This window comes from Neobacillus driksii (assembly GCF_013409995.1).
GTDB lineage: Bacteria > Bacillota > Bacilli > Bacillales > Cytobacillaceae > Neobacillus > Neobacillus driksii.
The window spans coordinates 173,480-189,684 of sequence record NZ_JACCBX010000001.1; the positions used below are offsets into that span (position 1 = coordinate 173,480).

At 40.8% G+C, this 16,205-nt stretch carries 10 protein-coding genes and 1 pseudogene; all 11 read left to right on the forward strand.

Features of this window, described 5'->3' with window-relative positions:
- Positions 1-5 precede the first annotated feature (5 nt).
- The 11 genes and pseudogenes from F4694_RS00825 (at position 6) to F4694_RS00875 (ending at position 16,193) form a co-directional block, all read left to right on the forward strand.
- Positions 6-749, forward strand: coding sequence for a response regulator transcription factor (locus F4694_RS00825; RefSeq protein ID WP_179595008.1), 744 nt, complete (start codon positions 6-8; stop codon positions 747-749).
- 107 nt (positions 750-856) lie between these two features.
- On the forward strand, positions 857-2,314 hold the full coding sequence (locus F4694_RS00830; protein WP_179595009.1) for an ABC transporter substrate-binding protein: 1,458 nt from the start codon (positions 857-859) through the stop codon (positions 2,312-2,314).
- 59 nt (positions 2,315-2,373) lie between these two features.
- Positions 2,374-2,790 carry a carbohydrate ABC transporter permease gene (locus F4694_RS00835; RefSeq protein WP_179595010.1) on the forward strand — a complete coding sequence of 139 codons (417 nt, stop codon included), beginning with the start codon at positions 2,374-2,376 and terminating at the stop codon, positions 2,788-2,790.
- 2 nt (positions 2,791-2,792) lie between these two features.
- Positions 2,793-3,347 carry a carbohydrate ABC transporter permease gene (locus tag F4694_RS00840; RefSeq protein WP_179595011.1) on the forward strand — a complete coding sequence of 185 codons (555 nt, stop codon included), beginning with the start codon at positions 2,793-2,795 and terminating at the stop codon, positions 3,345-3,347.
- Positions 3,348-3,368: 21 nt separating this feature from the next.
- Positions 3,369-4,250, forward strand: coding sequence for a carbohydrate ABC transporter permease (locus F4694_RS00845; RefSeq protein WP_179595012.1), 882 nt, complete (start codon positions 3,369-3,371; stop codon positions 4,248-4,250).
- Between the two features lie 14 nt (positions 4,251-4,264).
- Positions 4,265-5,716: an arylsulfatase gene (locus F4694_RS00850; protein ID WP_179595013.1), complete on the forward strand. Its 1,452-nt coding sequence runs from the start codon at positions 4,265-4,267 to the stop codon at positions 5,714-5,716.
- Positions 5,717-5,972: 256 nt separating this feature from the next.
- Positions 5,973-9,182, forward strand: a complete 3,210-nt coding sequence (gene ebgA / locus F4694_RS00855; protein ID WP_179595014.1) for a beta-galactosidase subunit alpha — start codon at positions 5,973-5,975, stop codon at positions 9,180-9,182.
- 17 nt (positions 9,183-9,199) lie between these two features.
- Positions 9,200-9,352 (forward strand): hypothetical protein, encoded by a 153-nt coding sequence (locus F4694_RS00860; protein WP_179595015.1) that lies wholly within the window; start codon positions 9,200-9,202, stop codon positions 9,350-9,352.
- Between the two features lie 156 nt (positions 9,353-9,508).
- A pseudogene (locus F4694_RS00865) lies at positions 9,509-10,020 on the forward strand (DoxX family membrane protein).
- 200 nt (positions 10,021-10,220) lie between these two features.
- Positions 10,221-13,238, forward strand: coding sequence for an endo-beta-N-acetylglucosaminidase (locus F4694_RS00870; protein ID WP_179595016.1), 3,018 nt, complete (start codon positions 10,221-10,223; stop codon positions 13,236-13,238).
- Between the two features lie 261 nt (positions 13,239-13,499).
- Positions 13,500-16,193: an alpha-mannosidase gene (locus tag F4694_RS00875; protein WP_179595017.1), complete on the forward strand. Its 2,694-nt coding sequence runs from the start codon at positions 13,500-13,502 to the stop codon at positions 16,191-16,193.
- The last annotated feature ends 12 nt before the right edge of the window (positions 16,194-16,205 follow it).

The following is a 16,205-nucleotide window of genomic DNA, read 5'->3' on the forward strand; positions in this document are numbered from 1 at the left end:
ACCAAATGATTAAGGTCATGATTATTGAGGATGAAAAGTTTTTTCGAGAGTCATTCGAACGTAAACTCAATAAATTTCAAGATATAAAAGTGGTTAGTTCCTTTGAAAATACTAAAGAGGCCAAAGTAAAGCTGACCCAGTTGGTTCCTGATGTCATTTTCTCAGACATTCGAATGCCCGGCGAGAATGGGATTGAATTTTTAGAGTATATCAACCACGAAATTAAGCAGCCAGTAAAATATGTATTGGTAAGCGGCTATGCGGATTTTGCATATGCAAAACGTGCAATGCAGCTGGGTGCCTTTGACTTTCTTGAAAAGCCTATCGTGATGGAGGAACTGGAAGCTCTTATTCATCGTATTCGAAAAGAGATCAATCCCCATTACCCCTATCAACCTGGACAAAATAACTCTATTGATGACACGCAAATGATGAACAAGGCGAAGGATTGGATATTAAACCACCTTGAATCGGCTACGCTTGATAACCTGGCTCAGTATTTACAAATGAATTCATCTGCGCTTAGCAGAAAATTTAAAAAAGAAGCGGGGATGTCATTTATTCAGTTTGTCACACAAGAAAGAATGAAATATTCAAAACAGCTTTTAAATAATCCTTTAATCAAAATTCAAGAGATTGCAAAAATCCTAGGTTATGAGGACCAGCGTTATTTTACCGAAGTGTTTAAAAAACATTTTCAACTTTCACCACAAAGATATAGGAAAATAAAAGATGAACAGGAGAAATAGGGCAAAAAATTCCCACGTATTTGCAAAAAAAATGAAACATTCTAACTTTTCAAAAAATACATTAGAATTTTATTTGTAAGCGTTAACATCTAAAAAGGGGTGGAAAGATGAAGAGGCGAAGTAAAATTTTCGGTGTAATCATGATTTTATTTATGCTTGTACTAGCAGGCTGTCAAAATGAGAGTTCTTCGACAGAAGCCGGAAGTGGGAAAAGTGGAGAGAAGGAAGTAACCATTAAATTATTTTCTGCTCATGGACAATTTAGAAATGGTCAATATGGATATGAACGAATCCAGGAGTTTATGAAGAAGCATCCTAATATTAAGGTAGAAGTCACTTATGCTCACGGTAAAAATTGGGACGATACATTTTTAGCGTTGGCATCTTCTAACGAACTGCCTGATATTATTCAGCCTACAGGTAATTTTCTGATCGGAGACTTAGTTCAAAATGGCTGGGTGCAGCCGTTAGATGCTCATTTTGATATTAAGGACCGTTTTCCAAATGAAGTTTTTGTTGAAGGGGTTAACATGCTCGATGGTAAGATTTACTCCTATCCAAGAATTAGTCCAAAGAGTGGATCATTCATGCTATACCATACAGACTTAATGGAAGAAGCAGGTTTAGACCCGGCAAGTCCACCGAAGAATTGGGACGACCTATTGGAAATGGGCAAGCAAGTAACAGAAAAGGTTGATGGTGTTTACGGCTTTGCAATCCCATTAAAGGATAGTGCAGCCGCACATACTCTCCTTCTTGCACGTACTCTTCAGCCAACATTGGATGGAGAAGGATTTGACTTTCAAAAAGGAGGATATGACTTAGACTCTGAAAATGTCGTTAAAGCTATAGAATTTCTATTAAAGATGAAAGATGCAGGAATCGTGCACCCCAACTCACCTACCTTAGGATTACTAGATTATCAGGGATTGTTTGCGAACAAGCAGGCTGCATTTGGATTTAATGCACAATGGATTGTTCGTGTAAATCAGCATGAACTGGGTGGAGTAGAAGACTATAATGTGGCAGAAATTCCAGTCTTAAAAGAAGGAGATCGTTTGTATCAGGGGGTGGTCCCTGGGACCTATGATGCCTATTTAACAAAATCAACCAAACATCCAAAAGAAGCTGCAGAGTTGTTAAAGTGGCTAACTTCCAAGGAAGACTATTATGTTGGTCAAATGAAGAAGGATTTATTGCTCCCTCCACATCCAGATTTAATTCAAGATGAAAGCAATTATTCAAGTGAGCAGTTGAAGAAAATGGCTCAAATCTTGGAAGACACTGTCGTGTATCGTCCGGTTTATGAAAGTAATCTAGGTGCATTTGAAGCCAAAAAAATCGAAAAAACCATGGCTCCTCCAAGGCTGCAATTAAATGATATTATCATCGGTGCGTATATTGGAGAAATGATAGACTGGAAAAAAGAATTAACAAAATTAAATGATGCATTAAATACACGTCTTGATGAGGCAATTAAAAAGGCCGCAGCAGAAGGACAAGATGTATCAAGAGATGATTTAACATTCCCTAATTTCGATGGTAAATCGAATTATAATCAATAGTTACTAAAATCTGTGCTCCTCCAAATAGTTTTTTGGAGGGGCATTTAGGGGGAGGCACTATGATTTCAAAATCTACTATTTCGGAACAAAAGCTCGTATCAAATGAACTGGAAAGAAAAACTAGGAAAAAAAGTGGATTGAAACGGAAGCATTATATGTGGTGTTACTTGTTTTTAGCACCTCAGATTATTTTGTACCTTACCTTTACTCTATGGCCAATTATCGGAAGCTATTATTTTGCATTTTTTAATTGGAACGGAATTGGCTGGCCAACGGAAGTTGTCGGCTGGGAAAACTTTGTAGAGGTTCTAAAAGATTCCTATTTTTGGAATGCATTTAAAAATAGTTTTATCTATACCTTTTTCCTAGTCATTATTGTTGTTCCAACAAGTTTAATTATTGCCCTCATTTTAAATAGTCCAAGCTTTATGGTGCTGCATTTTTCAGAACCTTATTCTTTCTTCCGGTTGTCTTAACCATGTCGATTGTCGGAATTATTATGCAGAATATGTTTGCTTTTGAGGGTGGATTTATGAATGAATTCCTGCTTTCAATGCATATCATCGACGAACCCATAAATTGGCTGGGAGGACCTAACCTTGCGATGACATCCGTCGTGATTGTCGGTGTTTGGAAGGGATTTGGGATTAAGGTCATTTATTGGTTAGCAGGATTACAAACGCTGCCAAAGGATATCTATGAAGCAGCTAAAATTGATGGGGCCAATCTTATTCAACAATTTGTTTATATCACCGTTCCTCTTCTTATTCCATTTCTAATTGTCATCACTTTTTTCCAAACCGTTTGGGCCTTTAATGTGTTCGATTTAGTCAAAACCTTTACAAATGGCGGGCCTTTATTTGGCACAGATATGGTACCTTTATATATTTATCGTTATGCCTTTGAAATGGATGGAGGCCTGCCAAGAATGGGGTTTGCTTCAGCTGCGGGAATTGTTTATGGGATGGCAACGATGGTTATTACCCTAATACTTGGTGCTCTAGTGCGTAAATATGGGAAAAATCGCTACTGAGCGTAATGGAGGTATAAGTTTATGAAACGAAGAAAACTCATTCGGTTTTTGTTTCATTTTGTTTTTCTAGTGTTAACACTTGCATGGGTGTATCCATTAATTTGGACGGTTAGTTCTTCATTAAAGACGAATCGAGAAATGTTTAGCGGCAGTGTAAAGTTATTTCCTGATAAGTTTGAATGGAGTTTTCTCCTGCCATCCAATTGGGGCCAGCTTGAGGAAATATTGCAATTTGATAATTATAGCCGGGCTTGGTATATAGCGAATTTCAGTCAATATTTTATTAATACACTTTTATTTACCTTCGCGGTTGTTATCATTGTTATTGCCCTTTGTGCTTTAACAGGATATGTATTAGGCCGATACGATTTTCTAGGTAAATTTTTGATTATGGGTGCGATTATCGCCACCATGTTTATTCCAGCAGGGTATACGATTATCCCCTTATGGCAATTAATTAACGCCTTAGGACTTGGTAAATCAATGGCTGGTCTTATACTAGCTGAAGCAGGGGGTACTCATGTACTTTATATACTGCTATTTACTGCATATTTCTCTAGAATACCAAAGGAGTTGGAAGAAGCTAGTCAGATTGATGGAGCTGGCTTTGTAAGAACATTTTTTACGATTATGCTTCCATTAGCTAAACCTGTTATTGCAACTACGTTTATTTTACAGTTTATCAATAGTTGGAATAGTTTCTTTGTCCCGCTTGTCTTCACCATCCATCGCCCTGATTTAAGAACGCTGGGAGTAGGTATGTATTCTTTTGTTGAAGACAACAGCAGCGATTTAGCTGCAATGGCCGCTGGAGCAACGATATCATTTATTCCAATTGTTGTTATTTTCCTCATTTTCCAAAAGTATTTTGTCGATGGAATTGCAGGTTCAGCTAAAGGTTAAGGAGGAGGAGAAAAATGAAGCCAAATGTTTTATTGATCATGGTTGATCAAATGAGATTTGATTGTTTAAGTTCCGCCGGTCATCCAATTGTTGAAACGCCAAATCTTGACCAATTGGCAGCGGAGGGTGTCACATTTGGGAATGCTTACTCTGCAACGCCGACATGTGTCCCAGCTCGTGCGGCTGTATTAACCGGTATGTCGCAGCGGTCAACTGGACGGGTGGGGTATCAGGACCGAGTGCCTTGGGATTACCCACATATGATGCCGGAAGAAATGAGCCGTGCCGGTTACCATACCCAATGTGTCGGGAAAATGCATGTGTATCCATCCAGAAATTTATGTGGTTTTCACAATGTTATTTTACATGACGGCTATTTGCATCATAATCGTTTTAAAAACACGCCATACCAAGAGTCGTTTGAACAAACCGATGACTATTTACCTTGGCTTAGGGAGCGGCTTGGCGGTCATCGCGATTTAACGGATATTGGTTTGGATTGTAATGCGTCTGCGATGAGCCGTCCTTGGCATTTACCGGAAGAGTTTCATCCAACGAATTGGGTTGTTACCCAATCGATTGATTTCTTAAGGCGCAGAGATCCAAGGAAACCATTTTTCTTAAAAATGTCATTTGTCCGTCCGCATCCACCGGTTGATCCGCCCCCAGCCTATTTTGATTACTATATGAGTAAAGAGATAGATGAACCAGTGATTGGAACATGGGCAGCTGAAGATGAGGCGGGATTAGGACTGCTCCCCACTACAAGAAGAGGTGTGGTTCCGAAACAGCGACTTAAACGTGCTCGGGCCGCTTACTATGCATTAATTGCCCATCTGGATGATCAAATTGGCCGTTTTATTCAGGCAATGATTGAATATCAGGTTTATCAGAATACAGTCATTTTATTTGTTTCTGACCATGGGGAACTGTTGGGGGAACATCATTTTCTAGCGAAATCACTGGCATATGAAGGTAGTGCGAAAGTTCCTTTTATCCTTTCTGACCCTGGAAATCAGCTTGGGATCCAAAAGGGCACAACCTGTGATAACATCATTGAACTGCGCGATATTATGCCGACTTTATTAGATGCAGCTGAGGCTCCGGTACCTGAAACAGTAGAGGGAAAAAGTGTTATTCCGCTTGCAAGAGGAATGGAGACGGAATGGAGACCTTACCTCCATGGAGAACATGCATATGGTGATTTATCTCATCATTATATTGTAAATGGCAAAGAGAAATATATTTGGTATTCACAAACAGGTATAGAACAGTATTTTGATCTAGTAAATGACCCGAAAGAGATTCATAACTTAAGTCATGATCATAGGTATTCAGAGAAAGTAGCATACTTAAGAGATATTCTCGTTCAAGAACTAAAAGGAAGAGAAGAAGGATACAGCGATGGAACACAGCTGATTATTGGCTGTCAGCCGGAGGCGGTGTTGAATAATAATAATAAATAATAGAACTCGTCCGAGTTCTATTATTTATTATTAAGTTTTCCATTTTATAAAGGATACCGTGTTATCGGAAACAATATAAAATAATAAGACATTTTTAGTGAGTAATAGAAATATTTTAATAAAGTCTGAAATTCCAATAAATCTAACGGAATATGATGATATTCTTTGGAGGAGTAGGTGTAAGGGTTTTCGAAAGGTGTAACCCCTAAGACAATATCATAATTCAAAAAACAGAAACTTTTTGGAGGTATTTTGAATGACTAAGAGAAAAGATTGGGAAAACATTACCGTCCTGCATAAAAACAGACTGCCTGAACGGGCGTACTTTCTATCGTTTTCCGACGACCGTTCTGCTTTAACATATGATAGAGGAAATTCCCAGGGATTTAAACTGTTAAATGGAAGCTGGAAGTTTCATTATGCAGAAAATCCAGCCCTCGCTCCCGAGAATTTTTATCAAGATTATTTTGATGTAAGTGACTGGGATGAGCTTGTCGTTCCTTCCCATTGGCAGATGAATGGATATGGAAAGCCTCATTACACCAATGTTGTGTACCCGTTCCCGGTAAATCCGCCGTATGTACCGACAGAAAATCCAACGGGCTCCTATCGCAGGAATTTTTATATCCCTGCTCAATGGCTGCAGGAAAAAATCATCTTACATTTTGAGGGTGTAGACAGTGCGTTCCATGTGTGGGTGAATGGCCAAGAGGTCGGCTATAGCCAAGGCAGCCGAATTCCAGCTGAATTTGATATCACCCCTTACATCCATGAGGGCGAAAATACGTTAGCTGTTCGAGTCTATCAATGGTCAGATGGCACCTACCTAGAAGATCAGGATATGTGGTGGTTAAGCGGGATCTTCAGAGATGTGTATTTAGTAGCAAAACCAAGGGTCCATATTCAAGACTTTTTCGTCACTACCAACCTTGATGAGCAGTATCAACATGCGACTCTATCCATTAATACGGTTATTGAAAATGGCACCAGTCTAGAGTTTGAAAATTACCAGCTTGAATATCGGCTTCTTGATCAGGATGGTGCCTTAGTTACAGTTCATTCACAAGAAGTGTTCCTGCCGAATAATCAACAGATTACTTTTACCACAGAAATTCCGGTAGAAAACCCTGAAAAGTGGTCCGCGGAACATCCATATTTATACCATTTATTAATTACGTTAAAGGATGCCGCTGGGAATCGGATCGAGGTGATTCCGAATAAAACCGGATTCCGTTCAATCGAATTGAAGGATGGTGTTTTCCTCATTAATGGTGAAGCCATTAAATTCAAGGGGGTCAATCGTCATGATTCTCATCCGGATTTAGGCCGTGCCGTGCCTCTTGATGCAATGGAGAAGGATATCATCCTGATGAAACAGCATAATATCAATGCGGTTAGGACAGCCCATTATCCAAATGATCCGAGATTCTATGACCTTTGTGATGTGTATGGTCTTTATGTTATCGATGAAGCGGACTTAGAAACCCATGGCTTTGAACATACCGGTAATGCTTTACTAGGTAATAATCCTGATTGGGTTAAGGCGAATAGTGATCGAGGCAAGTTAAGTGATGATCCTGAGTGGGAAGAGGCTTATATTGATCGAGCCAAACGGATGGTTGCCCGCGATAAGAACCACTCTTCGGTTATCATGTGGTCATTAGGAAATGAATCGGGCTTTGGATGTAATCATGAAGCAATGGGCAAATGGATTAAAGAAAATGACCCGACACGTCTTGTTCACTATGAAGGTGAAGTTAGAAGCATAATGATTCAAGACGACGATAACCCAAAAAGAGATCCAGCCGTTTCTGATGTGCATACAACGATGTACACATCGATTGAAATAATGGAACAATTAGGGCAAAGAACAGATCTGAACAAGCCGCATATTCTGTGTGAATACATCCATGCGATGGGGAACGGTCCTGGCGGCATTAAAGAGTATTGGGATCTATTTTACCAATACAAACGTTTACAAGGAGGCTTTGTCTGGGAATGGTGTGATCATGGAATCCGCCAGTTTACCGAAGAAGGCGAAGAATACTACGCTTACGGCGGCGATTTCGGTGATAAGCCAAATGATTATAATTTTGTTGTTGACGGGCTTGTAATGCCTGATCGAACACCATCTCCAGGGTTAATTGAATTTAAAAAAGTCATTGAACCTGTTCATGTAGAAGCTGTGGACTTGAAAACAGGAAACGTGATTATTAAGAACCGTTATGATTTTATTTCCTTAGATCATTTGAATTTGTCGTGGTCAGTCGAGGCAGATGGCAAGCTAATTGATCAAGGCGTGATGCCAGCTCCTGATGTGGCACCAGGTGAAACAGTGACTTTGATGATTCCATACAAGCTTCCTGAGCTAATCCAGCCGGATACAGATTATTGGTTAAATCTTCAATTTAACTTGGCCGCTGATACGCAATGGGCAAAAACAGGGCATGAGATTGCTTGGGGGCAGTTTGAATTACCTGTCACTAGCAGTGTTGAAAGGAAAGTGGTTGACTCTCTTCATCAGCACCTTGATTGTCAGGAATGGAATAACAAGCTACTGGTTCAAGGAGAAGAGTTTCAGGTTGAGTTTGATCTCGTTTATGGAACACTAAATTCGTGGTCTTATCGGGGTATGAATCTGTTGGAAGAAGGACCAAAGCTGCAATTATGGCGGGCTTTAATTGACAATGATCACCGTTCAGCTGCTGACTGGAAGCGATATGGTTTACATTGGCTTCAGCACCGTGTCAATAGCGTCGAGTGGCAGCAAATATCAGGCGATAAGGTTGTCATCACTTCCAGCGTTCGGATTGCTCCGCCAAGTTTAGCCTGGGGAATTAACGTCATTTATACGTATACGATTCATAGCAATGGTGAACTATCAATCGATGTGAAAGGCAGTCCAGAAGGAAATGGGCCGGAAACTTACCCGCGTCTTGGCTTGCAAATGAAGCTGCCGGTTGCTTTAAGTGATGTGTCCTGGTATGGAAGAGGACCGGGCGAAGCCTATAGCGACAGCAGAGAGGCTAATCGCGTAGGTGTTTATGCTAAAAAAGTGGAAGAGTTATACACTCCATATATTTTTCCACAGGAAAATGGCAATCGCCATGAAGTTCGCTGGGTATCGTTAACGAACACCTGCGGTATAGGATTCGTCGCAGCCGGTGAGCCAACACTTGATTTTAGTGCCCACTATTATACAACGGAAAACTTAGATCAGGCCCAGCATACGTATGATTTAATCAAGCAGGATTTTATTACGTTTAACCTGGATCATCAGCAGCATGGTCTTGGATCCGCTAGCTGCGGACCAGACGTGACGGAACCATACCGCCTAGAAAATAAGGATTTCCAATTCGCTGTTCACTTAAAGCCATTTTCTACGGACGAGAATTCGCAAGTGGAAATTAGCAAGTCGTTACGAGGAAAGCGTAGCAGGAAGGAAAGCAGTATTCCTGTAGTATAAAAAAAGACGCAGCTTGTTTGTTAGAAGAACAGGCTGCGTTTTGTTATGACTTTTATACTAGGAGGCAGACCTTTGATGGCTTAAAGACGCTTGCTGTAACGTTACCTGCCAATCAGTCATACGAGAAAGGACTTGCGGTGAAAGTTCTACTATTACAAGTCCTGAGATAATCTATAAGGAACTAATTCAAACTTTTGCTGTTCAACATTCCGCCATAACATTTCAAACAAACTGTGAACTTAACACTATACCCATGTTATTAACTGCCGAAATCCAATATAGTGTAAGTATAAAGAACAAGTAAATTTTGAAAGGCGGAATGACTTATGTTTAACAACTTCTTAAGAGAAAATAAAATCTCAGCAGCAATCTTAACTATTCTTCGTTTAACCTTGGCTATGCTTGGTTCACAGCAGGTTATCATAAAATTACAGGCGGATTTGACGCTTCAGGATTTCTAAAAAATGCAGTAGCTAATCCAGTAAAAGGTCCAGATGGCAACATGGTGTACAGCTGGTATGTAAGCTTCTTAGAAAACTTTGCGTTACCAAACATTTATGTGTTCAACTTTATCGTTCCTTGGGGCGAACTATTAATCGGTTTAGGACTTATGATTGGATGTTTAACAACTGCAGCTATGTTCTTCGGTCTAGTAATGAACTTCTCTTTTTTCTTAGCTGGAACAGTATCTCATAACCCAACAGATATTCTCTTAGGCTTTATCATCTTAACTGCAGGCTTCAACGCAGGAAGATACGGTTTAGACTACTGGGTAGTACCATTCAACAAAACTCTTAGAAAAAATAAAGCAACAGCAACAGCAACAGCAACAGCATAAATACAGGCAGCAAAAAGACGATTCGGTCCCCCCTCGAATCGTCTTTTTTATATTCTAGCAAATAGTATCACCTCAACTTGCTTCTTTAATTTAGACAGCAAATCTATTAATACTCCACTATTATAAAAAAGGACCGAATTTTATAATAATTGGAAGTGCTTCCATTTTTGAGAAGCAATAAATGTTAGAGGAGGAACAATATGAGAAGAAGAGGAAGTAAGTTGTACAGCCGCATTTTATCTGCTTCGGCTGCAATCATGTTACTTGGTTCAATGGGTGCCCCTGGGGCAGAAGCCGGTGTTAACGGGGATGGAACAGCCGTCGTTAATGAGAACTATGCGGACAAGCTCAGTCTAAAGCCGCTGGCACCCGCTTTCAACGTGGATTCACTCATGGAATGGTCTCCTGAAAAGGATCCTGACGCAGAATTAAACCGCACCAGCGTCCCTTTAAACAAGGACCGATTCAAAGGAGCTCAGATTAATCCATTAGCCAATCCAAAGGCTGGTATCACCTCTGCAGCAATCACAACATGGAATCATGATGAAGCGAGTTCGGTAGGTAGCAATGACTTTAATGTATACGCTTTCGATAACTGGCAGCTGCTAGATTCTTATATTTACTGGGCAGGAACAAATGAAGGGATTTTCGCCATCCCTACACCAGATATTGTGGATGCCGCTCACCGAAATGGGGTGCCTGTTTATGCAACACTTGGATTCCCATGGGGCAGATCAGCTGAAGGACTCGCTGAAATAGAAAAGTTTACAAAGCAGGCTTCTGACGGAAGTTTCCCTGTGGCAGACAAGATGATTGAAGTAGCCGAGTATTTTGGATTTGATGGATATTTCTTTAACCAAGAAACGTATGGTGTAAATCAGGAAACAGCTGTACGCATGAACGAAATGATGCGCTATATCAAACGGAAATCAGAACTTCAAATCAGCTGGTACGATGCCCAAGACAATACCGGAAATGTCAACTATCAGGATTCCATCAACAGCCAAAATGACATGTATGTGAAGCCTGCAGAGGACGGGGAATACGCCGTTGATGAGTTCTTTTTAAACTATAACTGGAATACCAGTAAGATTCAAACAACTGTTGAAACGATGAAAAGCCATAACCGCAACCCTTTTGACGCCTATGCAGGTTTTGAAATTCAGCAGAATTCTTATAATACAAAGATTAACACGGAAGCCCTCTTGGATGATTATAAACAGCCAAAGGTTTCCATCGCGCTTTATACACCAAACTCGACAATGGGGCTGGCAGAAAATCCTGCTGACTTCCACGAAAAAGAAAAAAATCTTTGGACTGGACCGCAGGGTGACCCAACCCTTGCAGATGATTCAGCCGATTGGAAGGGAATGGCTCGATTTGTAACCGATTCGTCTGTTATTCAGGAAATGCCTTTTACCACAAACTTTAATAGCGGCCATGGAAAACAATACTTTATTAATGGAAAAATCGCTAGTGATCTTGAGTGGAACAATCGCTCAATCCAGGATATTATGCCAACCTGGCGTTGGTGGATTCGCGGTGAAGGCAGCCGAATGAATGTATCCTATGATTTTGAAAAAGCATATAACGGGGGTAATTCACTGAAATTTAGCGGTACGCTTGAAGCCAACTCCGAAAATGATACTATGCTTTACAGCACCAAACTGCCGATCACCGACAGTACAAAGGTCCGCGTGATCTATGAAAATCAATCAGGTGCAGATGTTAAGCTTGGTGTAGCATACAGTAAAGATTATTCGCAGGATAACATGAAATATTATTCACTTCCAGCGACAGAAAAGGGCTGGCAGACTGCCATCGTTGATTTGGGAGAAGAGGCAGGAAAGACGGCGTATGCAGTAAGTCTAAAAATTAGTAACTCTGAAAAACTTGAAAACTATGCTTTTCATTTAGGTCAGCTATCCATTTATGATTCAGCTGAAGAGGTTTTATCCAAACCAGCAGATGTGGAAATTTTAGAAGAAATGACGATGTCAGCATTTGAGGCGGAAGCACGTCTAGGCTGGACCGAGCAGAAGAACGTATTGCATTATGAGATTTACCAAGAGAATGCCGATGGGGTGGAAACACTTTTAGGCGTTACACCAAATAACTATTTCTACACACCAAATATTACCCGTACAAATGAAAACGCTTCGAGTAATAATCGTACATCCATAAAAGTTGTGCCGGTCAATCAAGATTATGTACGAGGTGGAGCTGCTGTTCTTGACTTTGATTGGGGAATGGGTACGGATGCTACGGAGATTGAACAAAACCCAACCTCTGAGAATGTTGTTCTTGGCGCGCAAGTAACAGATGTATCCGCAGAAAATGATGCTGAGCCTGCTGCGAAAGCATTAGATGGAACAGCAATCGGTAATAGTAAGTGGTGTGCAACAAATGCAAAGACTGGTTATATGACCATTGATATGGGTGAGGAGAAAACAATCAAACGCTGGCGCGTCGAACATGCTGAGTATGGTGGAGAAGCAAGTAATATGAATACCGTTGATTTCGAGCTGCTTTATAAAAATGAAAACGGGGATTGGGTCAGTGCAAAAAGGATTACAGATAATACGAAGGCTGTGACCGATATTGTTTTAGACCAGCCTGTCACGGCTAGAGAATTTAAGCTTCAGGTCTACAATAGTGGTACCTCTCCTTGGGGTGCGATCCGGATCTATGAATGGCAGATGTTTGAAAGTGACGCGCTGCCAAGAACGGAAAATATTATGATGCATTTTGCAAATGCTGAAAATAATACAGGTGCAAATGACCAGGTGACAATTGACAGAGTTCAACAGGGACAAACCGTTAGATTATATAACTCCTTGGAAACTAAGAATGTTCTAGCAGAAAAGGCTGCTGAAAAAGACGGAACGATTTCCTTCGAACAGTTGGATTTTGGACTTGAAGGCGGCAGAGTCTATTATACGGTTCAAAACGAAGGTGAGAGAGAAAGTCTGAGGTTCAGCACAGCTTACTTGAATGAAAAGGTAACGGAAGTGATGCTTCAAATCAATAACCTTCCTGCTGTTGCGGATTTGACGTTAGAGGATAAGGATATCGTCAATGATAGTAAAGTTGCCTACAACAAGCTTCACCCAACATTAAGAGAACAGGTCGCTAACTATGATACCTTGGTTCAAGCTATGGATCGTATACAGGAATTGAAAAAGAATTTTAATAATGGAAGCAAAAAAGGGGAATAGCGGGAAGCTCTGAAACTCACATTCTTCTGACACCAAAAGGGTCTCGTTTTTCACTGTAAAAATGCAGTGAAAAACGGGACTTTTTTAATAGATCATTCATTTTATGGATTAATTTTATATCGACTGTAATAACTTTATGACTTGCCGCTATTCTATTGCTGTTTACGTCTGGTTTTCTTATTGTAAGTACTAGAAGTATTTTATTTATTAATAATGACAGCGTTTTCGTTCTTTAGAAATCATTAAAGGAGTGGAAGTCTCGTGAACAAGACAGCCCATATTATATCTCATTCCCATTGGGACAGGGAATGGTACTTACCTTTTGAGAAACATCGCTATTATTTCATACAGCTTATGAATAATCTTATTGAACAGTTCAAAAAGGAAGGAAGCGGCTTTCAATCGTTTCATCTAGATGGCCAAACGGTTCTGTTGGAGGATTATTTCGCGGTTCACCCGGAGAATCGTGAAATTGTAAAGCAATTAATAAAGGAGAAAAAGCTTCATATCGGTCCTTGGTATGTACTGCAGGATGCGTTTTTAACAAGCTCCGAAGCAAATGTCAGAAACCTGTTGATTGGTATGAATGATACGAAAGCCTATGGACATGTTTCAAAAATAGGTTATTTTCCGGATACTTTTGGTATTTATGGGCAGGCACCGCAGCTTTTAAAGCAAGCGGGAATTGACACGGCTGCCTTTGGAAGAGGCGTGAAGCCGACCGGCTTTAATAACACGGTATCAGACGTTCCTGACTATGAATCACCTTATTCCGAAATGATTTGGAAATCACCTGATGGATCAAGTGTTTTAGGCATTCTTTTTGCCAATTGGTATTCCAATGGGAATGAAATTCCGGTGGATGAAGAAGAAGCGAAAGCGTTCTGGGATAAGAAGCTCCAAGATGCTGAAAAATATGCCTCAACGAATCAGTTGTTGTTTATGAATGGCTGCGATCACCAGCCGCTGCAAAAGACGATTCCACAGGCAATTGAAACGGCAGCTGCCTTATATCCAGATTATCAGTTTAAGCATTCTAGTTTTGATGAATATACGGAAGCGTTAATACAAGCACTGCCTGAGCAGCTGCAAGTAATCGAAGGGGAATTGCGCAATCAGCGGACAGATGGCTGGTCCACCCTTGTAAATACTGCATCAAGCCGTATTTATTTGAAGCAAATGAATCACCACTGTCAAACTCTTTTGGAAAAGAACGCTGAGCCGCTTGCGGCCATGTTAGCTTTAGCAGGTGGCACCTACCCGCGGGAATACATCCGCTTTATGTGGAAATCATTGATGAAGAACCACCCGCACGACAGTATTTGCGGCTGTAGTGTCGATGAAGTCCACCGTGAAATGGTGACTCGTTTTGAAACTGTAGCGCAAATGGGAGAGGTATTTGTTGAGGAAAATGCAGCTACGCTTGCACAAACAGTTGATACTTCACAGACACCTGAAGGCGGTATTCCGCTAGTTGTCCTGAATACAACCGGATGGGAGAAAAATGAAGTCGTTTCAAAAGTAGTCGATTTGGAAAAAGTGTATTTTTCACAAATGCACTTTGAAGATATTCCCGTTTATTTGCAGGATAAACCAATGGCAGGATACAAACTGGTTGATGGTGAAGGCAGAGCGGTAGACTATCAGCTTGAAAGTCCTTCCGTCGAATTCGGCTATGACTTACCAGACGATAAATTTCGTCAGCCGTTTTTTGCCAAACGTGCAAAGCTTTCGTTTTTCGCAAAGGGAATTCCTTCATTTGGTTTTAAAACATTCTACCTTGTGCCAGGTGCCAAAGAAGAGCAGGAGTGTGAGTCTTCTTCAGAAACCCAGTTCGTAATGGAAAATGAATATGTTCATCTACAGTTTCATGAAGATGGCAGCTATGACTTAATGCATAAAGATACCGGTGAGTCCTTCCATCGTCTTGGAATTTACGAAGACACTGGGGATATTGGTAACGAATATATGTACAAGGAAGCTAAGGGGCTTGAGGCTATCACAACAAAGGGTGTACCAGCGGAATTTAGATTCCTAGAAAGAAGTACACTCAGAACAGTCCTAGAGTTTAAGCACAAATTATTGATACCGGTTTCCGCAGATGACCGCTTAGCAATGGAACGAAATAGGCTTATTTGGCATAAGGAAAGAGAAGCCGGAAGATCGGACGAAATAACAACAATCACCTTGCAAACGGTTGTCACACTGGAAAAGGGAATGAAGGGTCCAGCATTTAAGTTGACGATGGACAACCAAGCAACCGATCACCGTCTGCGTGTCTTGTTCCCAACTGATTTACAGACCGAAACACATAAAGCTGACAGTATTTTTGAAATTGTAACCCGCCCGAATACGCCAGAGAAGGAATGGGCAAATCCGAGCTTTTGTCATCACCAGCAGCGCTTTGCCAGCCTAGCGGATGAAGAAATAGGATTATCCGTAGCGACAGATGGTCTGCAAGAATATGAAATTCTCCCGGAGAATGGCACCATTGCAGTAACAGTGCTCCGTTCGACAGCCGAGCTCGGGGACTGGGGTTATTTCCCTACACCTGAAGCACAATGCTTAGGAATGCAAACAGCAGAATGGCAAGTGCTGCCGCATGAAAAAGATGTCATCCAATCGCAGGCATATGTCGATGCGTATCAATACAAAGTGCCGCTCGTGGCTGTTCAGACAAGCGTCCATAAAGGTGATTTACCGGAAACATATCAGTTTGTTCAAACAGAATCCAATGGACTGGTATGGACATCAATGAGAATAGCGGAAGAGCATGATGATGTAATAATTCGCTGGTTTAATCCAGCCGAAGAAGAGGCACATCTTAAGGCTGATATCAAGGATTATGAATCCTTCAAGAGTAACATCCTTGAAGAAAAAACAGACGATACCCAAGATTCATATGAAGTAGGAAAATATGAAATCATCACACTGGGTTTTCATAAAAAGAGATAGGAGCGGAAAAAA

Coding starts and splice junctions, on each gene's coding strand:
- F4694_RS00835 (WP_179595010.1), top strand. CDS start 2,374: ATGATTTCAAAATCTACTATTTCGGAACAAAAGCTCGTATCAAATGAA.
- F4694_RS00845 (WP_179595012.1), top strand. CDS start 3,369: ATGAAACGAAGAAAACTCATTCGGTTTTTGTTTCATTTTGTTTTTCTA.
- F4694_RS00850 (WP_179595013.1), top strand. CDS start 4,265: ATGAAGCCAAATGTTTTATTGATCATGGTTGATCAAATGAGATTTGAT.
- ebgA (WP_179595014.1), top strand. CDS start 5,973: ATGACTAAGAGAAAAGATTGGGAAAACATTACCGTCCTGCATAAAAAC.
- F4694_RS00830 (WP_179595009.1), top strand. CDS start 857: ATGAAGAGGCGAAGTAAAATTTTCGGTGTAATCATGATTTTATTTATG.
- F4694_RS00825 (WP_179595008.1), top strand. CDS start 6: ATGATTAAGGTCATGATTATTGAGGATGAAAAGTTTTTTCGAGAGTCA.
- F4694_RS00840 (WP_179595011.1), top strand. CDS start 2,793: ATGTCGATTGTCGGAATTATTATGCAGAATATGTTTGCTTTTGAGGGT.
- F4694_RS00870 (WP_179595016.1), top strand. CDS start 10,221: ATGAGAAGAAGAGGAAGTAAGTTGTACAGCCGCATTTTATCTGCTTCG.